Below are 24,190 nucleotides of genomic sequence, written 5' to 3'. Positions count from 1 at the left end.
TCAACTTTCGCTAGAGCTTTTCCAGAGGCCGGCGATTTGCGACATGCGCGCCGACCAGCGGGATTCCTTGGCGGGCGCCTGCGCCGCGCCGCATGCGTACTCCTGGTGCAGGCCGCGCGCGAGTGCGGCGACGGCCTGCGTGTAGGCATCGGTGCGGGCGGTGCGTACCAGCATCTCGCCGCGGCTCGCAGCCGCCAGCAGCTGGGTTCCCCGCGCGGGCACGACATGGTGCAGGGGCAGTTCGAGGCGGTCGGCGATGTCCTTGGCCGGCAGGCCGACATGGCTGTCGAACTTGTTGACCACGAGCGACAGGCGGTCGGTCTCGATGCCCCGCGTGCGCAGTTCCTTCAGCATGTTCGCCGTCGAGACGATGGCGCCGATGCTCTGGTCGCACACCACCCAGTTGCGCTGCGCCGCCTTCACGGTCTGGGCGACGAAGTCCATCGTGGAGAAGCCGCCGAGGTCCGCGATCTGGAAATCGAAGAAGTCGCCGAGCCGCTTGATCAGCGCGACCGAATCCGCATGGGAGATCTCGCGGACCTGCGCGAGGCTGGCGGGCAGCGGCAGCACGGCGACGCCGCTCGCGTGGTGGGCCAGTGCGGTGTGCAGCAGTGTCTGGTCGAGACGGCGCAGGTTGCGCACGCCATCGACAAAGCTGAAGGCGCTTTGGGTGTCGAGGTACAGAAGCCCGTCGCGCGCCGGCAGCCCGAGATCGAGCAGCGCGACGCCGCGGCGCGCGTTGCGGCCGTGCGGCGGCGCGGCCGTCTGCGACAGCTGGTCGTGGAGCATCAGCGACAGGCTGGCGGCAAGGGTGGTCACGCCGATGCCGGCGCGCGCGCCGAGCAGGGAGAGCGTGCATCCGCGGGCGCGGTTCTGCATGCCGCTGTGGCGTTCGAGCAGCTTGCGCAGCGTGTTGACCGCATCGGCCGCCGGCGCGCTCATGTCGATGAAATCGTCCACGCCCGCGCGCAAGGCGGCGAGCATGGAAGCGGGCTCGGCCGACACGCCCGTCGCCAGCACCGGCAGGGTCGGCCATTCGCGCTTGAGGCGCTGGTGGAGTTCGCCTGCCGCCGCGGCATGGCCGCCGGAAAAATCGAGAAACACCGCCGCGGGATCGAGCATGGCGATGCGCTCGTCGATCGATTCGGGCTCGCCGGGGAGGATCACCAGCGTGCCCGACGGGCTGAGCGCATCGGTCAGCCAGGTGATGTGGCGGCTGTCCGGCGATGCGAAGAGATAGGTCTCCGCACCGGTTTCAGGGAGGTTGTCGCGGGGAGCGTTCATGGCTTCGGTCACCTGCGTTTCGTGATCGGTAGGCGTCAACGCGAGAAGCCCGGCACCGTCGTGCCCGATGCCGGCCCCAGCAGATGCGACCGCCATACGGCGCCGTCGCGTTGCTCGGCACCGCCGGGAAGGTAGGGGCCCAGATCGGTGCCCCGCGCAATCGGCTTCACCAGGTGCGGCGTGACGAGAATCACCAATTCTTTCTCGCTCATCTGGTATTTGGTTTGCTTGAAGAAGGTGCCGAGCACCGGGATGTCGCCCAGCAATGGCACCTTGTCCGCGTTCGATGTGGTGGTGCGGCTCACGAGCCCGCCGATGATGAAACTCTCGCCATCGCCGAGCTCCACCGTCGTGTCCGCCCGCCGCGTGCTGATGGCGGGCACCGCGACGCCGCCGATGCTCAGCGAGTTGGTGTAGTCCAGGTCGCTGGCTTCGGGCGCCACCTTGAGCACGATGCGGTCATTCGACAGCACGGTGGGCGTGACGGTGAGGCCGATGCCGAAGGGCTTGTATTCGATGCTCGTGGTGCCCAGCCCCTGGGGTGCGGGCACCGGCAGTTCACCGCCTGCGAGAAAACTTGCGCTCTGGCCCGACAGCGCCACCAGCGTCGGTTCCGCCAGCACGCGGGCCATGCCGTTGCCTTCGAGGAAGCCGACGTTCAGGGCAATGCCGGCCTTGCCGAAATTGAACAGGAGGCTGAAGGCCTGGGCAAGGGGGTTGTTCTGTTCGGTCCCGGTCGTACCACGGTCGCCGAACGACGCGGTGCGCAGCGATGAGGGCGAGAAGACCCCGAAGCTGAAGCCGTTGGAATTGGCGCGCGTGCTGAAGATGTTGAGGCCGGCCTGCTTGAGCACGCTGCGGTTGAACTCGACGATCTTGACTTCGACCTGCACGGTGCTGCTTCGCACGTTGACGACGGAGCGGTCGACCAGCGCCGATTTTTCCCCGCCGGCCGACATGGCGTTGTCGCGTGCTTCCTGGTGAGCTTCCATGCTGCCCAGCGAACCGCCGAGCGTGGAGGCGCGGCGCCGGACTTCGAGTGCATAGACCGTGGCGTTCTGTTGGCCTCGTTCCCAGACCATGAGCGTGGTGCGGCCCGCGGCCTTGCCGGTGACGATCAGGCGAGCGGCCGGCGAGTTCGGCGACTGGCGCGTGAGTGCGACACCGGCCACCGTCTCGTCGGCGATGGCCATGCGCTCGATGCCCTTGCCGATCAGCAGTTCCTTTTGGGTGCCCGCGTCGATCCGCATTGCAAGCGGGGGCCGCGCAGGCGCTGCCTCTGCGCTGGCCGCCGCCGAGAGCAGGGGCCAGGCGCTCGCCGCAGCCGCCACCCACAGCAGCGCGATGGCGCGATGCACCGGGCGACGTGCCGGGCCGGTGGTCTTCGCGCGAAGGGCGAGCGTCATGGTGTTCGTTTCCTGGGTGGCGTAGATGGGCATGCCACTGGGCTTTTCAGTAATTGATGGTTTCGCTGCGATCGCCACGGATGACCTCGACCTGGAGTCCGGCGCGCGGAGCGTTGCCGGTGCGCGCGGCCGGCGCCTGCGCCTGCGCCGCCGCGATCGCCGCCCCGCGCGGTGCAATGGCGAGAGGCTTGCCGCCGGTCACGAAATCCGCCGTGGTGACGCCGGCCTGCGCACGGTCCAGTCCTTCGAGCGGCAGGCGCCGCGCCTCACCGGACTTGGGTGCTGGCGGCTGCAAGGCAGGGGGCAACTGGGCAAAGAGTTTGGGATCCGGCTCAGACATGTCGGTGGGATTGCGCAGCGCCAGCAGCAACTGGCCGCTGTTCTCGGCAAGGGTCAGCCGGTTGATCTCGTCCACCGGGACCGCGAGCACCGCGGTTTTGGCGGGTTCGGTGCGCTGGGGCTGCTGCGCGGCGCCGTTCTTGTCGATCTTCGAAGGCTGGCCGTCGACCGAGGCGCTGCCATAGGCAAGCACGCGCTTGCGGGACAGGAGCAGGCGGGCCTGGCTGCGATCGATCTCCTTGCCGTCGGACTTGAGCATGACGAAGACGTCGACAAAGTCGCCGGGCCGGACCTTGTGGCCCACGCCCATGGTCTCGTCGGCCTTGACGGCGACCGCACGTTCGCCTTCGTTGATGCGAAGCGCCAGGCCGGAAACGAGTTGGCCTTCGGCCAGCGGCGTGCCTTCGAAGAGGTCGATCACCGGCACGCGGCCCGCAAGCGGTGCCGTGTCCTGGAAGGCGCCCACGGGGTTGATGGTGAGGCGCTCGATCCGAAGGGCGTCGGGCGGGATCGGCAGGCCCGCGGGCAGCGGCTTGGCCGCCACGACGACCGGGTAGGTCTGTGCCTGGGACGCCCTGCCCGGCGCAGCCGCAGCAGGGGGCGCGACCGCCACGGGCGGCGGGGGCTGCCGGCTGAGCATCCATGCGTAGCCGCCGAGCGCGAGGGCCAGGAGCACGAGGACGGCGGCGACGATTTTGGTGAGATTGATCATGGGCGGCGGGACGGGGGAGGGAGCAATACGGCAGCTATCGATGAACAGCCGGTGGTGGCAGAGCGATCAGCCGCTCTGTCGACCCCAAACCATCCACACCGCGGCCGCCAGCGCGAGATAAGCCGCGTAGGGAATGAAGCGAACCCGTTGCGGCGGCGGATTGCCAGCCGCCCGGGACGAGGGTCCGAAAAGCACGAGCGAGAGCCGCGGGGCAACGGGCCAGCGCTGCAGGACCAGCCACAGCGCCGCATGCAGGCTCGCGAGCACGCTGGCCAGGAGCCAGACCGGGAGCAGGGCGGAACTGCCGATCCACAGTCCGAGCGCTCCGGCGAATTTCACGTCGCCGGCGCCCATGAGGCCCAGCGCGTAGAAGAGAAGGAGGAAGCCGAAGGCCAATGCTGCGCCGAGCAGGGCCGCCGCCCAGTCCTGTTCGACCGGTGCGGCCCCGAAGGAGAGTGCAGACAGAGCAGCCACGGCACCTGCAAGCACCAGCCAATTGGGAACGCGGCGCTGCTGGAAGTCATAGACGGCAATTGCGAGCAACCACATCAAAAAGATTGATGCCATTGCCTGCATTTGCATCTTAGGCGGCGCCTGCGATGGCGGTTTTCAGACTGGTCCAAATGGTCGCAAGACTTTCACCAATACCGCCGGTGCCAGTAATGGCCGTAATCATGACGACCGATATCAACCCCGCGATGATTCCATATTCAATTGCGGTAGCGCCTTCTTCGTCGCGCAGAAAACGAGTCATTGAGCGAAGCATGTTTTTGCCCTTCAAAAGTTGTTAACAAAGGTGACGAGAAGTGGATGTTATACGTCGTAACTTCCTGTATCAACCAGAGAAACCCCTCGGAGGAAGGTCGTATTGTGGCAAGCCAAATGGCCTATGCACACCCGCGGCCGATCCCTCGAAAAGCTCCCAAGAGTTCATCTTCGGAGGACGCTGCTAACAGTCCGGAAACGATTTTTCCCCTCTGGGGCGCGAGGTACCCATCCCATGAACGGGGGACCTTGTTACGGCGGGGAACCGGCGCTCGTCAGAGCGGCGCTACGGGTACAAACACGTGGCGTGTTACGTGCCGTGGAGGCATGTAGGTCGAAATGTAACAGCCTAGATACGAGCGCCTAGTGCGCAAAAAATCACGGAAATTTGCAAGTGACCCCCCTGACAGGAGGGCCGAAAGCCGGGCTGTCAGCCCAGGATTTCTTCGTGGAAGAGCTTCCACTCGCTGCCTTGGCGCAGCCAGTACTGGCGACGCGTGCGCCCGCTCCTCTCGCCCTCGAATACTTCGCCGAACGTGGCCACCATGGTGTCGTCGCCATCGCGCCAGTGCAGATAGGACATGTCCTTGAACTGGACACGCTTGCCCCGGGCGTATTCCAATTCATCGCGCAGCACCGCAAATCCTTCAATGGATTTTCTGGTGTTGTTGCGCTGGAAATCCGGCAAATAGAATTTCTTCAATTGCGCTTCATTGCCGCTGGCCCTGGCGTCCTTCCAGGCGGCAACGGCCTGGGTGAACGACTGGGCTTCCTTCTCGGCTTGCGGTTGCGAGATCCATTGCAGGCTGCGCGCCGTGACCACCGGGGTGCCGCCGATCTGCACCTTGCGCAAGAGCTGCTTGAGATCGGGGTTGGCCATGACCACGCAGCCATCGCTCGCGAGCGGGGCACGGGCAAACTGCTGCGGCGGCGTGCCGTGCAGCCAGATGCCGCCGCCGGTCTTGCCGCGCCGCACGTCGTACGGGTTGGGATAGTTGATGGGGAGCGCGCCGGCGCCGTAGAAGTCGCGCAGCGATTTCGGATCGAGGTTGCTGGTGATGTAGTACACGCCCAGCGGCGTGCGCGCGTCGCCCTCGGTGACCTTGCCGATGCCCGACTTGCCGACGGACACGTAGTAGTCGGCCACCAGCTGCAGCCCCTTGTCGGAGTTTTCGAGCAGGTAGAGCCTGGAGCGCGAGGCATCCACCGCAATGGCATAGCGGCTGCGCGTGGACAGCGCGAGAAACTGCGAAGGCACGCTGCCGGCCGGTGGCCTGTCGCGCAGTGCCTGCAGCCGCCGCTGCGACTCTTCCCGCAGGTCGGCCATGGCCGGATCGCTGCGCAGGCGCGCGATGCCCGAGGCGTCGGAGAAGCCGTGCGCCGGCGGCACCTGGGTTGCCAGCAGGTCGGCGTAGACCAGCTGTGCCAGCTGGAAGTTGGGGTAGTCGCGCACCAGGTCGCGGGCTTTGGCCAGTGCGGGCCGCGCGTGGCCCCGGCCGAACAGTTCGTAGACCGCGATCAGCCGGGCCTCGGCCCCGTTGGCTTGCTGGAGCGCGGCGGACGGTGCGGCCGCCTTGCGTGGCACGGACCTGGCGGCGCTCGCGACTTGGGTGGCCGCGGGCTTCTTCGCGCGGGGCTTCGCGTCCCTCGCGGTGGTTGGAAGGTGCGCCGCGCGGCTGCTGGCGGCCTTGGCCTTGGGTGGGGCGGCGGGCCTGGTCGACGCATGGGCCGCACCGGTAGCCGAGAGCAGCAGCGCCGATGCCGCGGCGAGCGCGGCAAGCATGTTCCCGCCTCGCCGAAGCGGCCGGTTCTCCAGAAGCCGGCCGCGCCGGACGATGTCTGCCACTACCCGCCGACGCTTTCCTTGCGAATCTGCCAATGGCTGCCGGCGCGCTGCAACTCCAGCGTCTTGCGGCTGGAAATGTTGAGGTTGTCGGCGCGATAGATCTGGCGGAACTTGGCGGTGGCGGTCTGTCCGTTGACGTGGATCGCGAGGTTCTCGATGTTCACGCTGATGCTCGACTTGCCGACGATGCGGGCGCGCCGCTCTTCTTCCCAGCTTTTGCGGCTCTGTCCGGCGCCGGGGTTGAACTCGGGGCCGTAGGCAGAGAGATAGCGGTCCATGTCCTGCGCCGCCCACGCGGCTGCCCATCCGCGCACGGCCGATTCAACCTCGGCGTTCGTGGCGGGCGCTGCCGCGACGGCGGGTGCAGACGCTGCCGGCGCCGCTTCAGGTGCCTTTGCGACAACAGCGGGCGGCGCTGCCGGTGGCACGGGCACGGGGGCGGCCACAGGCGCCTTTGCAACAGGTGCAGGTGCGGGTGCAGGTGCCTGTGCAGGCGGCGTCGAAGGCGCTGCCGCGGGCACGCTGGCCTTTGCGGCAGGCACCGGGCGCGTTGCCTCGGGCGCGGCGGCCACGGCCATCGCCGCAGACCTGGCGCCAGCCGCCGGTGCAGGCGTGAACAGGGTGCGGATCACCGCCAGCTTGGGTTGCACCGCCGTGTTGTTCTGGTCGAGCTGCAGCGCCTTGCTGTAGGCCTGGCTGGCCAGGCGCGCATACACGTCGCCCAGGTTCTCTTGCGCGGTGGCATAGCTCGGGTTGGTGCGGATCGCGCTTTCGAGCGCACTGCGTGCCTTGTCGAACTGGTTCTGGCTCGCGTAGATCACCGCGAGGTTGTTGTACGGCTCGGGCAGTTCGGGCGCGTCCTGGGTGAGCTGCGTGAACGCCGCGATCGCCTCGGCGCGCTTGCCGGTGTCGAGCTGGATCACACCCTTCAGGAAGCGCATCTGCGGATCTTTCGGCTTGTCCTTCAGGAAGGCATCGGCGCGCGACATCGCCTCGTCCAGCTTGCCCGCCTGCATGAGCCGGTCGACCTCGTCGTGCTCCATCGCCGCCAGCGCGGGCAGTGCGATGCCGCAAGCGGCGGCAAGGAGCAGCGCGCGCATGGCGGGCGAAAGACTGAAACGAGCGCGCGGCAGGGAGCTCTTGGGCATTGCGGACGAGGCCTCGTGTGGAAGGGGGTGCGGCATGGATTGTAAATGCGCACGTAACCATTGGACACGATCCAAAACTTTTGTCAGCCCACGCCGTGCCCCAGAGAGCACAGCGGGCTAATTGCCCGGCCGCCGCCCGCTATCGCGTGATTCCATCCACGTGCGTCAATACGACGCGGGTCGATCGGGCTTTGGCCACCGAGGGGAGCAGGCGCTCGATTGCGTGCAGCATGGAGCCGTCATAGGGCAGTGGCTCGGGCGGGTAGTCCTGCCAATCGAGGTTCAAGTTCACCAGCGGGCGAATCGCGTCGGCCCTGGCCCAGAACATCGATCCGACCGGAAACACCGGGTGCAGGGGAAGTTCGCCCAGTCCCAGCCGGGCCGCCAGCATTTCGGCGTGCTGCCTGTTGGCGCCCCAGTCGACGATATGCGGATCATCCGGAAAGACAAGCCCGATGGAGGGATCCGCCGCCATCCGGCCCATGATGATGTCGATCATCGGTGCCTTGCCGCCCAGCAGGTTTTCCATCAGGAATCGATGCCACGTACTTCCGGTGGAGGCATCGGCAATGTCCACGGATTTCTTGGTATGGACATGGCCGACGATGTCGTAGTCCTTGACCAGTTCGCCGCCGAAGGCCGTGAGCAGCGGCCCCAGGTCGCGTCCCACGTTCGGGACCACGCGCAGACGGACCACGTTGCCGGTGTAGCCGAGCGCGTACGTGCGCACGGACTCCATGACGCCCTCATTGGGAACGCTGATGAACAGGTCCGGCCGCAACCGGTTCTTTTCCAGGCGTTGCAGGATTTCCGGCAGCAACTCGGGGTAGTAGACATGCAGGTGCAGCGCTGCGCGCAGGTCGCCCAAGGCGGCGGTACCCGGGTCTTCGGAGCGGATGAGCTCGAACTTCCAGGGGCCATCGGGCTGTCCGGCCTGCAGGTAGGCAGCGAAGGGATCGAGGTCGTGCGTGCCGGGCTCTTGCCTCTCCCGGTAGATGCCCGGATGAAATCCAGGCAGAGGCTTGCGCTTGTCGATGCCCGTGGCCCACGACCGTACATAGTCATGGCGAACGATGTCGTCGAGCGTCTTGTTGTTGTCCTGCGGGGACCGCAGGAAGAACTCCGGGTCGAGCAGCTCGGACTTGGCGATGATGCGGGAGGACTCGTGTTCACGGGCCAGCTGCTGCCCGGCGCTGGACGCCAGTTCCTCGAGCTTGCCGATGTAGGCCACCATGTTGAATTGCTCGTCGGCAACCCGCTTCATGCGCGCGCCCAGATCGCGTGTCGCTTCCGGCGATCGCGCGAGTTTCAGTACCAGTTCGGCCATGGCTGCCGTGTCGTGGTACGGCGCGACACAGGGTTCGGCCAGATCGTTCTGCTCGAGGATGTCGGCAATGCCCGAGGCGCCGGAAAAGCACACCAGGGGCAATCCGCAGGACATCGCGTCGATCGCGACATTGGGCAGCGGGTCCAGCCGGGAACTCAACAACATCGTGTCGGCCAGCGCATAGGCATGGTCGATCAATGGCGTTTCCGGCATGAAGGCGAACTGCTGCCCCAGGCCCGCCCTGCGCACTTGCTCGGCAAGGTAGGAGGAATAGCCGATGTCCTTTTCGGGGTCGTAGCCATTGCCGATCCATACGAAGCGGCAGGCTTCTCCGCCCGGCGACCGAATCACACGGGCGGCGCATTCCATGAACAGGTCCACGCCCTTTCGGTACTGGACGGAACCGGCGCCAATGACAACGAAGCTGTTCCTGCCTTCCGGCGAGTCGGGGCGGAGGAAGGATTTCACCCGTGCGGTTTCTGCCGCGCGCTTGCCCGGGTCGATTTCGATGTCCGGTGGCACGCAGCGCCCCTGGGGAAGAATGTGCGCATTGGAATGCGCCAGCGCCGGAAGCTCCGACAGCGCATTTTCGTAGGTGATACGGGTGGAGAACACGGTTTCTCCGGCCCAGTGCATCGCGAAGGGAAAGGCATCGCGCGGCCGCGTGTAGGCCGCAAATTCGTGAATGAGGTTGACCGTCGGGATCGAAGATCTCGCCAAGCCGCGAAGAACCACGCGCGATTCAATGCTGTTGACGATCGCAAACTCGAAGTCGACGCGGCTGCAAAGTTGCGCCACGGCGAAATCGGCTTCCTCAGGCGCTCCCCGGACCAGCTCCGGTCCTGCCACCAGGCTTGCGGCGTCGCAAAAATCGGGAATCAGATCGCCCCCGCCCAGCAGCATGACGACGACGTTGAAGCGCTTCTGCAGCTCTGCCGCAATGTTCAGGCTCAGGATCGGCGCACCCGTGCGCGACGCCTCATGGCTCACGACCAGCACCGATCGCCGTTCGGGATCCGCTGCATGCGCACCCGGCCTGATCGTGAGTTCGGGCCGCTTGCCGATGCGCCCCTCGGCGCGTCCGTGCAAGATGAAATGCTGGTAGGCAGGGATGCCGGCACCGAGAATGTCCGGATACCGGTGAAGGTAGTACGCTTCGTCGAAGTCAGGGTCGGCCACGAGCATGGGCTCGTCTTCGGGTGCAACTGACGCTTCTGCTTCTGCTGCGCAATCTGGCGCGTCGGTCTCAGGGGCTTGCCCGGGTGCGATCTCGATGCGCTCAGGCCGCGTCCCCAGCCGACCTTCGGCAGCCCCGCAAGTCACGAAGTGCAGATAGGGGTCTACGCCCGCCTCGGCAACGTCCGGATTGCTTTCAAGATAGAAGGCTGGGTCGAACTCCTCCTGCGGAGGCAGCACCGGAGCGGCGGGCGAGGGGGTCGGTTCTGGCGACGCCGATATCACGGCAGGGATCTCAGCCATGGCGGGCATCGCGGGCGCGGCGGAATGCGCCTCGGGTTGCGCGTGCTGGCGCCTGACGCGCTGCACCATCTTGCCAACGAGGCGCAATGGGCGCGTAACCTTCCAGGAACGCGAGGTGACCAGCGCATTGACTTCAACACCGCGCTGCGCGAGCTCCCGCTGCAGGGACGCTGAATCTTCGCCTTGCTGCGCCGCCTGGCGATGCGAGGCATCGAGCTGGAGGGACAGCGCGTCGATCTGGCGATTCTTCTCGGCCATTCGTGCGTCGAGGCCATCGATCCAGCGCGCTTTCTCGGCAAGCTGGGCGTCGAGGCCGTTGATCCAGCGCGCTTTTTCGGCGAGCTGGGCTTCGAGGCTACCGATCCAGAGAGTCTTCTCGGCGACCTGGGCCGCAAGGCTGCCGATGCGCTGCTCTTTCTCGGCCATCTGGGTCTCGAGGCTGCCGATGGCTTGGTCCTTCTCGGCCACCTGCGCGACGAGGCTGCCGATCTTGCGATCCTGCGCGACGGCTTGGGCGTCGAACGCGGCGATGGCTTTGCCGGCTTCGGCAAACCTCGCATCGATTTCCTCCAGCGCTTCGGTGAGTTCCTTGATCTGATCGTTTCGGCTGGCGAGGTCGCCATCCCGCTCCTGAAGCTGCTGGGCCAGGGAAGCGACGGTACTGCCGCTCGCCGTGAGCTTCGCGTCCAGATCGAGGATCAGCCCGTCGCGTTCGGCCACGCCGCGATCGAAATTGGCGATCTTCTCGGATGACGACAACGCGTCAATCTGCAATTGGTGATTGCTGGCCTCTTGCTTCCGCAATGCTTCGCGCAACGTCGCCGCTTCTTCCAACGAGAAAACGTCGTGGTCTCCGGTGAACCGAATCAGATCCGTGGCGTCGAAACCGTAGACAGCACGAATGTTTTCCGCCCTGACTGGATCCGTCACCGCTTCGTGCAACAGTTCGAGCGCAAATAGTTTGACGAAAGGACGCGTCGCGACCTCGAGCATGATGAGGCCAAGAACAAACCCGAGGTCCGCCCCATCGATGCGGTGGTGCTTTCTGGCTTCCGGAAAGATCGCGTAGAGATCGTCGAAGCTGGAGATCTCGCGGTAGTCGTCCAGCAGGTGGAAGATCTCGTAGGCATTCCTGATGCGCGCTTCCCTGTAATTTCCGCTGACCTGCAGCTCGGTGCTTCGCACCCGAAAGAGGGTGAGCTTTTCGGGGATGACATGGATCTCGTGCTTCATCGCGAACCGGACCCACATCTCGAAATCGTCGATCTGCCGCAGCCATAGCCGATACAGGCCGCATTCGGCGAATGCGCTCTTGCGAATCAGGGCGCTGGGGTGGCAAAGCGCATTGCCGTGATTGAAGAAATACCGGAGCCATTCATGACGACTACGGTTGGGCTGATCGAAGATGGTGGCGTAAAAGTGCTTCTCGTCGGCGAGCGGCGTTCCCTCTTCGGTGATGGCCCGGGCATTCGTAAATACCGCGCAAACCTCTGGAGCTTGGTCCAGGACGGCAATCTGCTTTTGCAGCTTGTCGAGCTCCCAGACGTCATCGGAGTGATGGATTGCAATGAGTTCGCCTTGGGCGACGTTCGAAATGATGTCGTTGGTGCGCCAGACCACCTCACCCGGCATACTGCTGCGAAACGACTTGATCCTCGGATCGGCATACTGATTGATGAGCCACCAGGAGTCGTCAGTGGAGCCGTCGTCGAGGATGAGAAGTTCGAAATCCGAAAAGGTTTGACCAAGGACGCTGTCGATGGCTTTGCCGATGTACTTTGCATGATTGAACGACGTCAACAGGACCGTAATTTTCGGCATTTGGAATGTTCGTGCGAATGGAGTTCAGGTCTTGAACGGGACGGCCATATGCGGGCGGCCGATGTAGGAGCGCAGCGGCGGCACTTGCTCAAAGGCAGTTGCGCGAGACCTCACCTTTCGATGAAGCAGTCGTATCGGTAGAACGCACTTGCCAGTGCAGGGTCTTGGTCGACGATCCGTACGCGAAGTCCGGCTTTCTCGACGAGGCCCTTCATTTCGGCGCGTGACCACCAGTTGCCGATGTGCGGCTTGCCCGCTGCCTGGCGCTCGCGGTAGTAGCTCATCTTGCGGTCGTCGTCGTAATACACGGCGAGTTTGTCGGCATCAGGCACGCCCGCGATGAAGATCGAGCCAACGCTGGACGCTGCCTTCAAAGTAGTCAGCACGCGAAACAAGGACTGCGAATCGAGGCATGACACCGAATCGCGCATGTAGACCTTGTCGGTACCCGCGTAGAACGACGGCTCGAGTTCCGCAACATCCCCGACGCGGTAAGTCAGATTGGGGACCGTGTTCAGCCGCTTTGCGTTCTCGATCAGCTTGTCTGAGAAGTCGACGCCAATCGCCGTGTGGACATCCGGCGCAAGTGCGTGGGTGATCAGCCCATTGCCGCAGCAGAGGTCGACGATGCGGTCCGTGCGTGCGAGTTGAAGCACATCCCGTACAGAATCGATGGTGAGTTGCAGTTGGTCCGCATTCATCTCCGAGCCGTTGATGGTGCGGTCGACCTGCTTGAGCGGAGAGTCGGCGAACCGTTCCGCATTGCCGTCGTAGTGATCTTTCCAGTAGTCGGTCATTTTCAGTTCGATCAAGTAGTCTGTTCAGTCAGAGGCGCTGCAGTTCGGACGTCACAAGGCCGATGAGCCGGTCGATGTGCTCCTCGGTGTGGCGCTGATCGCAGGGGAGGGCGAGACATCGGTCCAGCAGGGCGGACTCGATGCCCGCGGTGTCAATCCGGTGGCGCGCATCCTCCCAGTAGGTGGGCACGTAGATGCCCTGGACCGCGAGTCGCCTCCGGATGGGGGCCACGTCGTGTTTCAGGACCAACGGATAGCACAGTGGAACGGAATGCGCGTCAAGTGGCCACTCTCGCTCGTTCCAGGCTTGTAGCGCCCGTGAAAGTTGTCGGAAGTTGTCGCGTCGGCGCGAGCGGACCGATGCGAAATCGATGCTGGACAGCAGGCGCTGCGTAAGCCTCGACATGCGCAATGGCCGTGTGTCCTCCAGAGTGCGGCTGGCTTGCACGAAGTGCTTGTAGCCGGCCCGCGCGCCCTGCGCAGCGCGAATAAGCAGATGGTCCATGCGCTCGATGGAGTTCTCGTCCTCATGGGCCGGTGCCTCGACATGCAGATGACCCGCGCGCAGGAGTCCGCCGTCGGGGAGGCCGACAAATTTGCGCGGCGAATGGATCGTGACACAGCGCTCGTCCGTGCCGCTGAAGAGCGCCTGCGTGTTGTCGATGAGCAGTTGTTCCGCAGGAAAAAGAGCCATCAGGCGCGCTACCGGCTTGTCACAGATCCCGAAGTAATTTACGTAGAGAAGCCACGTGTCCGCCGGCAGATCGACCCTGAGATCCGGAAGGAGCTCGGCGTTCAGGTGATAGAAGTCGATCGCCCGGCCGGCATCTGCGACCGCCTGCACAACCGAATCGCACACGTAGGCCGGCAGGAGCACCCGCGTAAGCGCGCTAGCTTCGATGGCAGCGCGCAGTGCCGCGCGCGCCGACTGGTATTTTATGAAGGGTGCCGGGTACGGGTCTCCAAAGTCGGGCAGCGCGAGCTCGAAATACCCGCCGATCTCGCCTGCGGCACCGTCTTCCTCGTTCTCTGTAGTGCCTGTCACCTCAGAAAACTCCTTCGCGCTGATGTGCCGCGATGAATCTTTTCGGCAGCAGCTTGGCCGTCCCAGCGATGCCGTTGAACATCATCACGTCGATGATCGAAAGCGCTGGCTCGAAAGACTCGCCGCCCTGCGCATAGACTTCCGTTGGCGGGTGGAGCGCGCTCAGGCCGATCCCGTGGCTCGCCAGCTTGTCGGTAGTCTGCAGCGCGATGCCGTTCAGTGGATTGATGATCTCGGTCGCGCCGAGCTGGAGCGCGTGCGCCAGTGCCCAATCGCCCGCCTCAGCCACGTCGGTGTAGTCGAACCCGTGCTCCGACGAAACAATGATTTCACTACGGATCGACAGGGCTTCGCACACCAGTCGAACCACGCGGGCGTTGAGCGCGCCAATGCTGCGCTCCGGGCCTGGCCGAACGCAGGCCTCGACCAGTTCAATCGTCTCTGCGAAATGAGGCGCCACGGCCTTGTAGTGCGCGAGCTTGTTGAGAAGCCTGTGTTGCCAGTCATTGTCCGGCGCAATCAGAACCTCGCAGATCATTGTCTTCGTCGAATGTTTGGCGACCGGAACCTGTATGTACTGCCAGCCGCCGCCCTGCTTCAGAACGCGGTTGCGGTTGACCCAACCCTGCTTGATGTACTGGGCCTCGTCGAAGAGCACGAAGCAATCGACCGCGTCGATGAGCTGCCAGTAGCCAAGGTAAGGGAAGAAGTAGGGCTGCATGCCCGCCATCCGCTTCATCGTCATTGTCGCCGGCCTGCGGATGCGATCAGGTCCACCACGCGGTCGACCTGGTCGTCGCGCAAGGCAGGGTGGATCGGGAGGCAGATCACCTGCGAGGCTGCTTCCGTCGCCCTCGGCAGGTTCTCTTCGCACGAGGAAGCCAGGTGGCTGTACATCGGGAAGCTGCTGATCAGGGGATGGAAGTAGCGCCGCACGAGCACGCCCTGCTCGCGCAGTGCGTGGTACAGGCCGTCGCGGCTCAACGCATAGCCAGGTCGGACCAGGATCGGAAAGTAGGCATGGTTGGCATTCGACTCGCCGGAAAATCCGACGCAGTGGATGCCATGGACCGCGGACAGCCTCTCGCGGTACCGCCTGTCGATGTCGCGCCGGCGCTGGATGGCCTTGTCGACGTCCTTGAGCTGCAGCAGGCCGAGTGCGGCATTGAACTCGCTCATCTTGCCGTTGATGCCCGGGGTCACCACTGTGACGTCGTCGACGAAGCCGAAGTTCTTGAGCTGGTCGACATAGGTCTTGGTACGCGCATCCGGCGAGACGATGGCGCCGCCCTCGAAGGTGTTGAAGACTTTCGTGGCGTGGAAGCTCAGCACCGACAGGTCGCCATGCTTCAGCAGGTTGCCCGTGGGCAGCCGGACGCCGAAGGCGTGCGCCGCGTCGTAGATGACTTTCAGGCCATGCTTGCGGGCGATGCGTTCGATGGCCTCCACGTCGCAGGGGTGGCCATAGCAGTGGATCGCCATGATGGCGGACGTCGACGGCGTGATCGCGGCTTCGATGCGTTCGGGATCGATGTTCAGCGTATGCGGATCGATGTCGACGAACTTGGGCGTGATGCGGTTCCACAGCAGGGCATGGGCCGTTGCGACAAAGGAGTAGGGGCTGGTGATGACTTCGCCCTGGATGTCCATCGCCTGCAGGGCCGTCACCAGCCCGATCGTGCAGTTCGTGAAAAGGGAGATGTGCTCGACGCCCAGGTACTCGGACAAGGCTGTTTCGAAGCGCTGGTGGAACGGGCCGCCATTGGTCAGCACCTTGCTGTCCCAGATTTCCCGCAGCGAGGGCAGCAGGTCCTCCAGTGGCGGCAGTACGGGCTGCGCCACAAGAATGGTCTCGTGCGCGGCGCTGTCGGCAGCGCCGGGGTCGGCGGCGTGCTGAAGCAGCGCGCTCAGGTCGAGAGTTTCAGTTTCCATGGCAATGCAGGAGTGCCCAGCGGCCTTTGCGCCGCTGGTCGTTGCTGGACACGACGAAAGGGGTGACCTTCGAGAGAGCAAGTCCGCTGCGCGCGAGCAGCGCCTTGTATTCCTCTTCGCTGCGCTCCAACCCTCCCGTGAGCAGCAGCATCGAGTAGTCGTTGGCCACGGTGGAAGGCGAATCGATGACCTCCACGGGCATGATTTCCTCGATCAGGAGCAGTTCGCTGTTGCCGCGCATGGCTTCTGCGCAGTGGCGAAGAAGAGCTTCCGCCTGGCCGTCATTCCAGTCGTGGATGATGTTGGACATGATGTACACGTCGGCGCCCACGGGATAGCCGCCGGCGAACAGGTCGCCCTCGACCACGTCGAGCCGGCCGGCCAACGCAGAGCCGGCAATGCGGCGACGCGCCTCCGCAATGACGGATGGCAGGTCGAAGATCGTGCCCGAGGTCTCTTTGGCGTGGGACAGGATGGCCGACAACAGTGCGCCGTTGCCGCCGCCGAGATCGACAATGTGGCGCACGCCTGAAAAATCGTAGGCGCCCAATACCCCGGCCACCCGTGCCTCGATACCCCGCTGCATGAGGCCATTGAATGCCCCGCTCAGCGAGGGGCTCTGCGCCAGGTGATCGAAGAAGGGCACGCCGAAGACATGCTCGAAAGCAGTCTCGCCGGTGCGAAGTGAATGGATGGCGGCACTGGCCACCGGGTAGTTGATGGCGCCGATGTAGAGGATGCGCTCGCGCATGGATTGGGGATGGTCGGCGCGCAGGAGTTGCCCTGCGCCAGAGAGCTCGAAGCGCTCGGGTCCGGTCTGCACCAGCAGGTCGAGCACGACCATCATGCGCAGGAACCTGGCGAGCGAACGCACATCGAGCTGCAGTGCCGAGCCGAGTTCCTCGGCCGTGCATTGCCGGTCACCCATGCAATCCGCAATGCCCGCCTGTACGGCGGTGTGCAGCACCTGGGTCATCGCGAAGCCGCCGGCCATCCGGGTCACGGCTTCGATGGGCGATTCGTTCGTCGGGCGCGCTTGCGGCCGTGGCGGGGAGCTCGCGGGCAGGGTCTTGTCGTCGTCGATGATCATTGAAGGGAATGCCTTGGTGCCCGCTCAGAGAAGCGCCGGCTCGCGAGCCCGCTCCATCAGCTGGCAAAAGCGCGCGCAGCCCTCTTCCAGTGTGTAGAAAGGGTTCCACCCGAGTTCTTCGCGGGCGCGCTCGATGTCGAGAAAGGTCTGGCTCACATCGAACTTGCGATGGGGCATATACCGGACTTCGGTTTCCAGGCCTGTCTGCTGCTGAAGGACGCGAAGCACGTCGTTGAGGCTGTGGCCGATGCCGCTGCCGATGTTGAAGGTTCCCGACTTCTCGCGGCGTCCCGCAAGAAGCAGCGCCCTGGCGACGTCGGCGACATAGATGTAGTCTCGCACGACCGAGCCGTCGCCCCAGATCTCGATCGGTTTGCGGTTCATCAGCTTGTCGAGAAAGGTCGCTATCACGCCCTGGGCGCCGATGCGCCGCTGGTGCATTCCATAGGGATTGGAGATCCGCAGCACATTGGCCTTGAGGCCGTTGAGTTCGGAATGGAGGTGCAGGTAGTTCTCGACGGCCACCTTGACCACGCCATAGGAGCTGATCGGCTGGAGCGCATGCCATTCGGGAACCGGCAGTACGCAAGGATTGCCGTAGACCGTTCCGCCGGAGGACGCATAGACGATGCGGTCGACCCCCGCGGCAGACATTGCCTTGAGCAGGCGCAAGGTTCCGGACAGATTGCTGGTGACGTCGCCGATCGGATCAGCGTTCGAGCCGCTTGGAACCGTGGTGCTGATGAGGTGGTAGACCAGATCGACGTTCTTCAGCGCGGCCTCCAGGCCTTGGCCATCGATGAAGTTTCCTTCGAATTCCTCGACATCGCCTTCGAACACGGGCTGGTCCGCTGCAGAGGCAAGCGGACGGTCGAAGGTTCGCACCGACGCGCCGTCGCGCAGAAGCAGATCGACGAGGTTGCGCCCGAGAAACCCGCGCCCGCCGAGCACCAGGACTTTAGTTCCGGTCAAAGAATTCATGGACGCAGCAATCCTCGTCGTGAGAGTGCGCTGATGTGGCCGGCCGCACTTGAAACACCGTTGTTATGACTCCGCTCACCAATCCCGATGGTGAATGAAGTAGCCATTTTGCGTACCTTCTGTTTAATGCAACGTTCCAGCTCCATGAACCAGCCAGAGGCTCGTTGCATGGGGGAAGTAAGTCGGATTCATTAAGTTACGCAGTGCAACGGATGCTAAGGAGGCAAAGCGGCTGTGAACATCACCGTTTTCCGTAGTTAACAATTTCATCGGTAGCGCGCCGGTGACTGGGGCGAGAGCCAGCAAAGGTAAAAAATCAAATAACCACAGTGACTTAGGTGCGAATCATGATGCAAGCGCTCCACGGCTTGGCGACGTTTTGTCCGGAGACCAGCCCCGTTACTTGCTACGTAACAGTGCGTGCAAGAGACACGTAACAGCGCATCGCAAGGCGGGCTGTTCAGGGGCAAGGACAAGTTTGCCCCCAAGACTCACCTCTGAGAAATCTGTATTGAAATCAAGGGCTTACGCCCGCTGAGCATTGAATTGCGGTTGCCGGGATGCATCTCGGCACCATTCCTGCGATGTTGAGGATGAAAAAGTTACAGATCTGAACGACGCCGAAAGGAAGCCCGCATGGCCCTACCGATCCTCCTCGCCAGCCAGTGCTCCGCCGGCGTTCGGCTTGCGGCGCGAGGTGCGCAATGAGTGCCCTGCTCTCCGATCCACCGATTTGTCTGCAACGCCAGGGGGCTGTTCGCCCCGATGCAGCCGGAAACAGTGAAATTCTCATCGTCGAAGCGGACCCGAATGTGTCCGACCGGATGCGGCGCATCGTCGCCACGGTGGCGCCAGGCGCCCGCGTGACCGCCACGTCCACGCGGGGGCAGGCCTGTGAAATGCTCGGCCGCCGCCCATTCACCTTGATGCTCGTCGGCCTGGGTGAACTGTCCAACGATGGCATCTCGCTGATCAGTCATGTCCAGAACTCCTATCCGCACCTCGAGACCGTCGCCATGTCGGAAACCGACGATGACCATCTCGTGAGTTCCGCCATTGCCGCAGGCGCCATCGGCTACCTGTTGACCGAGGCCGACGACGCGGAACTCGCGTTCCTGCTGCGGTCCATCGAACGCGGCGGGGCGCCGATGGACTCGCGTATCGCGCGCCGCATGCTTGGGCTGATCGCCGCGTCGGCGCGTTCGAAACCGGGCCATGTCCAGCCCGGGCCTGCTGCCGCAAAGCCCGGGGCCGGCGCGCCGCTGCTGTCCCCGCGCGAACTCAAGGTGCTGCGTCTCATCGCCCAAGGCTGGAGCAACCGGCAGATTGCCGATGGGGTGTACCTTTCCATCAACACGATCGAATTCCACGCCAAGAGCATCTACCGAAAGCTGGCAGTCAAGTCGCGCACGCAGGCGGTTCACCTGGCGACGCAGCAGGGACTGATCGGCTGATCGACACTTTTATGACTTGCGCACTGCAGCATGACGATGTAACATAGTGTAAGTACGTAAGCATCGTCTTTGCATCGGGAGTCATCTTGAAGATCACCAAACGCCGCCTGCTGGAAGGCGGCGCGGCAGCCATTGCCTCATCGCTTTTCACGCCCGCTGCCTGGGCCCAGCGCAGTGGCGCTGCGGGCGCGGAGGCCGCATGGCCGACCAAGCCGGTGCGCATCCTGGTGGGCTTTCCCGCCGGCGCCTCGCCCGATCTCGCCGCGCGCGCCGTTGCGGAGCCACTGTCGAAGATCCTGCGCCAGCCTGTCACGGTGGAGAACAAGCCCGGCGCCAGCGGCAACCTCGTGGCCGAGCAGGTGGCCAAGGCCACCGACGACCACACCATCGGTGCGCTGATTAACGGCAACCTCACCATTGCGAAGCTGCTCAATCCCAAGCTCAGCTTCGATCCGGAAAAAGACTTCGAGCCGGTCGGCTTGATCGGCACCGCGCCGCTGGTGCTGGTGGTCTCGGGCAACGCCACCGGAAAAACCGCGGCCGACCTGCTGCTGTGGACCCGCAATCTCAGCAGCAGTGGCAAGTACGGCACGCCGGGCGTGGGCACGGTCGGGCACCTGGGCATGGAGCTTATCAAGAGCCGCGCCGCCATCACGGCCCAGCACCAGCCCTACACGGGCAATCCGCAGGTCATTGCGGGGCTGCTCGCGGGCGAAGTCCAGCTGGCGCTGCTGCCGCCGGGGCTCGCCTTGCCGCATGTGAAGTCCGGCAAGCTCAAGGCCATCGGCGTGACGTCGCCGGAGCGAAGCCCGCTCGCGGGCGAGCTGCCCACCATCCGCGATGCCGACGTGCGCGGCGCCGACCTGGAGATCTGGACTGCGCTCGCGGCCCCCGCGGGCATGAAGCCCGCTGCCATTGCCAGGCTCAATGCCGCGCTCGTCGAGGCGATGGGCTCGCCCGCGGTGAGCCAGGCGCTGCTGAAAGACCGGTTGGCAGGCGCAGCCGGGCACGCCCGACGCGCTGGCCAAGCGCATGCGCGCGGACACGGCGCGGCTGGGCGGCGTGATCCTCATGAAGGGCATCCACTCGACGAGCTAGCACTCTGGCTTTTTTGTTAAAGCAGTTGTGAGACCTTCTTCGCGGCCTCCACCAGCGCGGGCAGGATCGTCTCCTGCATTGCCTTCGCATTGGTGCGGTTGGCCTGCCCGCTGATGTTCAGCGCGGCCACCATGCGGCCCTGCCGGTTCACGATGGGTGCGGCGACCGAGATCAGGCCTTCCTCCAGTTCCTGGTTCACCAGGCACCATTGCTGCCGGCGTGCCTGTGCCACCTTGGCCATCAGCGCGTCGACATCGGTCACGGTGTGCTTGGTGAGCGCTTCGCGTTCGGAGGCCTCCAGGCGTGCGCGCACCTCGCCGTCGTCCAGGTCGGCCAGCAGCAGGCGCCCGAGCGAGGTGCAGTACGCCGGCAGCCGCGAGCCCACGCCCAGGCTGATGCGCATGATCTTCTGCGTCGGCACGCGCATCACGTAGACGATATCGGTCGCGTCCAGCACGGCGGCCGAACAGGATTCCTGCACCTCCTGCACCAGCGCTTCCATCACCGGCTCGGCACGGTTCCAGATCGGCATCGAAGAGAGATAGGCAAAGCCCAGGTCCAGGATGCGGGGCGTGAGCGTGAAGAGCTTGCCGTCGGTCACCACGTAGCCCAGCGTCTGCAGCGTGAGCAGGATGCGCCGCGCGCCGGCCCGCGTGAGGCCGCTGGCGGCCGCCACTTCGCTCAGTGTCTGGCGCGGCGCGCTCGCGCTGAAAGAGCGGATCACCTGCAGGCCGCGCGCAAACGACTGCACGTAGCTGTCGCCCGGGGCCGGTGAAGCGGGTTGTCCTGGAAGGGTTGCCATGTCGAGCTTTCGTCTTTAGAATTCATTATACGAACAAATGTTCTCTAGACGAACATTTCGGCGGTTCGCAGAATCAGGCGCATCGCCCGTATCGGCGGTTCGTTCGCAAGGCTCGGTTTCTTTTCCCACTTCCGGAGACAGGCTTCATGATCAACAAGATCGCGCGCTCGGTCGCCGATGCCCTTGCGGGCATCCAGGACGGCGCCACGGTTCTCATCGGCGGCTTCGGCACCGCCGGCATCCCCGGCGAACTCATCGACGGCCTCGTCGAGCAGGGCGCCAAGGACCTCACCGTGGTCAACAACAACGCCGGCAACGGCGATACCGGCCTTGCCGCGCTGCTCAAGGCCGGGCGCGTGCGCAAGATCATCTGCAGCTTTCCGCGCCAGGCCGACAGCCAGGTGTTCGATGGCCTCTACCGCAGCGGCAAGATCGAACTCGAACTCGTGCCCCAGGGCAACCTGGCCGAGCGCATCCGCGCCGCGGGAGCGGGCATCGGCGCCTTCTTCTGCCCCACGGGCTACGGCACCCAGCTCGCGGGCGACCGCGAAACCCGCGAGATCGACGGCAAGCAGTACGTGCTCGAGTACCCCATCCACGGCGACGTGGCGCTCATCAAGGCCGAGCGCGGCGACCGCTGGGGCAACCTGGTCTACCGCAAGGCGGCGCGCAACTTCGGCCCGGTGATGGCCATGGCCTCCAGGAAGACCATTGCCACCGTGCACGACATCGCCGAACTCGGCACCCTCGACCCCGAGAGCGTCGTGACGCCGGGCATCTTCGTGCACCAGGTGGTGCGCATCGAACGCGTGGCCACGCAAGCCGGCGGTTTCAAGAAGGCGGCATGATCATGAGCAGCACCAATTACACGCGCCGCACCAAGGACCAGCTCGCCGCCCGCGTGGCGCAGGACATCTTCGACGGCGCGGTCGTCAACCTCGGCATCGGGCAGCCCACGCTGGTGGCCAACCACCTGCCGAAGGGCCGCGAGGTCATCCTGCAGAGCGAGAATGGCATCCTCGGCATGGGCCCCGCGCCCGAGGCCGGCGAAGAAGACTACGACCTCATCAACGCCGGCAAGCAGCCCGTCACGCTGCTGCCTGGCGGCTCGTTCTTTCACCATGCCGACAGCTTCGCGATGATGCGCGGCGGCCACCTCGACATCTGCGTGCTCGGCGCGTTCCAGGTGTCGGCCACGGGCGACCTTGCCAATTGGCACACCGGCGAGAAAGACGCGATCCCGGCCGTCGGCGGCGCCATGGACCTGGCCATCGGTGCCAAGCAGACGTGGGTCATGATGGACCTGCTCACCAAGCAGGGCACGAGCAAACTGGTGAAGGAATGCACCTATCCGCTCACCGGCATCGGCTGCGTCAAGCGCGTGTACTCCGACCTTGCCACGCTCGAATGCACGCCCGAAGGCCTGAAGCTCGTCGACCTGGTCCAAGGGCTCAGCCGCGAGGAGCTCGAAAAGCTCGTGGGCCTGCCGATCGCCGCTTGAAAGCGCAACGCCCGAGTTCGATTCACTTCCAACGAGACACACCATGACCCCACAAGCCTTCATCTGCGACGCCGTGCGCACCCCCTTCGGCCGCTACGGCGGCTCGCTCAGCAGCGTGCGCACCGACGACCTCGGCGCCGTGCCGCTGCGCGCACTCATGGAACGCAACAAGAACGTCGACTGGCAGGCCGTGGGCGACGTGCTCTACGGCTGCGCCAACCAGGCCGGCGAAGACAACCGCAACGTCGCGCGCATGTCGGCGCTGCTCGCGGGCCTGCCGCTCGAACTGGGCGGCGCCACCATCAACCGCCTGTGCGGCTCCGGCCTCGATGCCGTGGGCACCGCCGCGCGTGCCATCCGCGCCGGCGAGGCCGGCCTCATGATCGCCGGCGGCGTCGAAAGCATGAGCCGTGCGCCCTTCGTCATGCCCAAGGCCGAGAGCGCCTTCAGCCGCAACAACGCGGTTTACGACACCACCATCGGCTGGCGCTTCGTCAACAAGCTCATGAAGGCGCAGTACGGCGTCGACTCCATGCCCGAGACGGCGGAGAACGTGGCGACCGACTACAAGATCGGTCGCGAAGCGCAGGACCTGATGGCGCTCAACTCGCAACTGCGCGCCGTGGCCTCGCAGAAGTCCGGCTTCTTCGACGCCGAGATCGTGCCCGTGAGCGTGCCGCAGAAAAAGGGCGACGCGCTCGTCGTCGACAAGGACGAGCATCCGCGCGAGACAAGCATGGAATCGCTCGCCAGGCTGAAGGGCGTGGTGCGCCCCGACGGCACCGTGACCGCAGGCAATGCGAGCGGCGTGAACGACGGCGCCTGCGCGCTGCTGCTGGCCGACGAAGCCAGCGCCGCCAAGCATGGCCTGACGCCGCGCGCCCGCGTGGTCGGCATGGCCACCGCCGGCGTCGCGCCGCGCGTCATGGGCATCGGCCCCGCACCCGCCACGCAAAAGGTGCTGGCCCTGACCGGTCTCACCATCGACCAGATCGACGTGATCGAGCTCAACGAAGCCTTCGCAGCCCAAGGCCTGGCCGTGCTGCGCCTGCTGGGCCTCCAGGACGATGATGCGCGCGTCAACATCAACGGCGGCGCCATCGCGCTCGGCCATCCGCTCGGCGCCAGCGGCGCGCGCCTGGCCACCACCGCGGTGAACCAGCTGCACAAGGGCGGCGGCCGCTATGCGCTGTGCACCATGTGCATCGGCGTGGGGCAGGGCATTGCGGTGATCCTCGAGCGGGTCTGACCCGCAACGTAGTGTGTCGATTTCCAGCCTCGATACAGAGGCATACGCAATGGGCGCCGGGGAGCGATGGGCGGAAAACAATCCGCCCGTCATCCACCGCGCCTGTTGCGCATC

At 64.8% G+C, this 24,190-nt stretch carries 19 protein-coding genes and 1 pseudogene; 5 read left to right on the top strand and 15 right to left on the bottom strand.

Features of this window, described 5'->3' with window-relative positions; all coding sequences use genetic code 11:
• From ABID97_RS24285 to ABID97_RS24220, 14 genes are all read right to left on the bottom strand, one after another.
• Positions 1–1,284, bottom strand: a complete 1,284-nt coding sequence (locus tag ABID97_RS24285) for a CpaE/TadZ family protein (RefSeq protein WP_354401347.1) — start codon at positions 1,282–1,284, stop codon at positions 1–3.
• A gap of 35 nt (positions 1,285–1,319) precedes the next feature.
• Positions 1,320–2,690 (bottom strand): type II and III secretion system protein family protein, encoded by a 1,371-nt coding sequence (locus tag ABID97_RS24280; protein ID WP_354401346.1) that lies wholly within the window; start codon positions 2,688–2,690, stop codon positions 1,320–1,322.
• Positions 2,691–2,736: 46 nt separating this feature from the next.
• The gene (gene cpaB / locus ABID97_RS24275) at positions 2,737–3,741 is read right to left on the bottom strand and encodes a Flp pilus assembly protein CpaB (RefSeq protein ID WP_354401344.1); all 1,005 of its coding nucleotides are present in this window, start codon (positions 3,739–3,741) and stop codon (positions 2,737–2,739) included.
• A gap of 66 nt (positions 3,742–3,807) precedes the next feature.
• Positions 3,808–4,323: an A24 family peptidase gene (locus ABID97_RS24270; RefSeq protein WP_354401342.1), complete on the bottom strand. Its 516-nt coding sequence runs from the start codon at positions 4,321–4,323 to the stop codon at positions 3,808–3,810.
• Position 4,324: 1 nt separating this feature from the next.
• Entirely contained in the window at positions 4,325–4,507 is a 183-nt protein-coding gene (locus tag ABID97_RS24265) for a Flp family type IVb pilin (RefSeq protein ID WP_354401341.1), read from the bottom strand.
• A 429-nt stretch (positions 4,508–4,936) separates the two neighbouring features.
• Positions 4,937–6,385: a L,D-transpeptidase family protein gene (locus tag ABID97_RS24260; RefSeq protein WP_503012794.1), complete on the bottom strand. Its 1,449-nt coding sequence runs from the start codon at positions 6,383–6,385 to the stop codon at positions 4,937–4,939.
• Complete coding sequence (locus ABID97_RS24255) at positions 6,352–7,500, bottom strand: L,D-transpeptidase Cds6 family protein (RefSeq protein WP_354401338.1); 1,149 nt, start codon at positions 7,498–7,500, stop codon at positions 6,352–6,354. Before ABID97_RS24255 ends, ABID97_RS24260 begins: the two co-directional genes overlap by 34 nt.
• A 139-nt stretch (positions 7,501–7,639) precedes the next feature.
• The gene (locus tag ABID97_RS24250) at positions 7,640–12,127 is read right to left on the bottom strand and encodes a rhamnan synthesis F family protein (protein WP_354401337.1); all 4,488 of its coding nucleotides are present in this window, start codon (positions 12,125–12,127) and stop codon (positions 7,640–7,642) included.
• A gap of 110 nt (positions 12,128–12,237) precedes the next feature.
• A complete protein-coding gene (locus ABID97_RS24245; RefSeq protein ID WP_354401336.1) occupies positions 12,238–12,939 on the bottom strand; it encodes a class I SAM-dependent methyltransferase in 702 nt (233 codons plus the stop codon).
• A 13-nt stretch (positions 12,940–12,952) separates the two neighbouring features.
• Positions 12,953–13,969, bottom strand: a complete 1,017-nt coding sequence (locus ABID97_RS24240) for a hypothetical protein (protein WP_354401334.1) — start codon at positions 13,967–13,969, stop codon at positions 12,953–12,955.
• Position 13,970: 1 nt separating this feature from the next.
• Positions 13,971–14,714: a WbqC family protein gene (locus ABID97_RS24235; protein WP_354401333.1), complete on the bottom strand. Its 744-nt coding sequence runs from the start codon at positions 14,712–14,714 to the stop codon at positions 13,971–13,973.
• Entirely contained in the window at positions 14,711–15,901 is a 1,191-nt protein-coding gene (locus tag ABID97_RS24230; protein ID WP_354401331.1) for a DegT/DnrJ/EryC1/StrS family aminotransferase, read from the bottom strand. The genes ABID97_RS24235 and ABID97_RS24230 overlap by 4 nt, the downstream gene beginning before the upstream one ends.
• The gene (locus ABID97_RS24225; protein WP_354401329.1) at positions 15,891–16,991 is read right to left on the bottom strand and encodes a methyltransferase; all 1,101 of its coding nucleotides are present in this window, start codon (positions 16,989–16,991) and stop codon (positions 15,891–15,893) included. Before ABID97_RS24225 ends, ABID97_RS24230 begins: the two co-directional genes overlap by 11 nt.
• Before the next feature lie 24 nt (positions 16,992–17,015).
• A complete protein-coding gene (locus ABID97_RS24220) occupies positions 17,016–17,942 on the bottom strand; it encodes an NAD-dependent epimerase/dehydratase family protein (RefSeq protein ID WP_354401327.1) in 927 nt (308 codons plus the stop codon).
• 734 nt (positions 17,943–18,676) lie between these two features.
• On the opposite strand from ABID97_RS24220, the gene ABID97_RS24215 reads away from it, so the two are divergent.
• Both ABID97_RS24215 and ABID97_RS24210 read left to right on the top strand, forming a co-directional pair.
• Entirely contained in the window at positions 18,677–19,426 is a 750-nt protein-coding gene (locus ABID97_RS24215; protein WP_354401326.1) for a response regulator transcription factor, read from the top strand.
• Positions 19,427–19,512: 86 nt separating this feature from the next.
• Positions 19,513–20,524 (top strand): annotated as a pseudogene (locus ABID97_RS24210) (Bug family tripartite tricarboxylate transporter substrate binding protein).
• 16 nt (positions 20,525–20,540) lie between these two features.
• Here ABID97_RS24210 and ABID97_RS24205 read toward each other — a convergent pair.
• The gene (locus tag ABID97_RS24205) at positions 20,541–21,326 is read right to left on the bottom strand and encodes an IclR family transcriptional regulator domain-containing protein (RefSeq protein WP_354401325.1); all 786 of its coding nucleotides are present in this window, start codon (positions 21,324–21,326) and stop codon (positions 20,541–20,543) included.
• A gap of 146 nt (positions 21,327–21,472) precedes the next feature.
• Between ABID97_RS24205 and ABID97_RS24200 the strand changes: the two genes are divergently transcribed.
• The 3 genes from ABID97_RS24200 to pcaF are packed head-to-tail and all read left to right on the top strand — an operon-like array spanning position 21,473 to position 24,076.
• Entirely contained in the window at positions 21,473–22,174 is a 702-nt protein-coding gene (locus ABID97_RS24200; RefSeq protein ID WP_354401324.1) for a 3-oxoacid CoA-transferase subunit A, read from the top strand.
• 2 nt (positions 22,175–22,176) lie between these two features.
• Complete coding sequence (locus tag ABID97_RS24195; RefSeq protein WP_354401323.1) at positions 22,177–22,827, top strand: 3-oxoacid CoA-transferase subunit B; 651 nt, start codon at positions 22,177–22,179, stop codon at positions 22,825–22,827.
• Positions 22,828–22,870: 43 nt separating this feature from the next.
• Positions 22,871–24,076 carry a 3-oxoadipyl-CoA thiolase gene (pcaF, locus tag ABID97_RS24190; RefSeq protein ID WP_354401322.1) on the top strand — a complete coding sequence of 402 codons (1,206 nt, stop codon included), beginning with the start codon at positions 22,871–22,873 and terminating at the stop codon, positions 24,074–24,076.
• Positions 24,077–24,190: the final 114 nt, after the last annotated feature.

This window comes from Variovorax sp. OAS795, assembly GCF_040546685.1.
Taxonomy (GTDB): Bacteria; Pseudomonadota; Gammaproteobacteria; order Burkholderiales; family Burkholderiaceae_C; genus Variovorax.
Note: the sequence above shows the minus strand (reverse complement) of the source record. Positions and strands in the feature narration are given on the sequence as shown.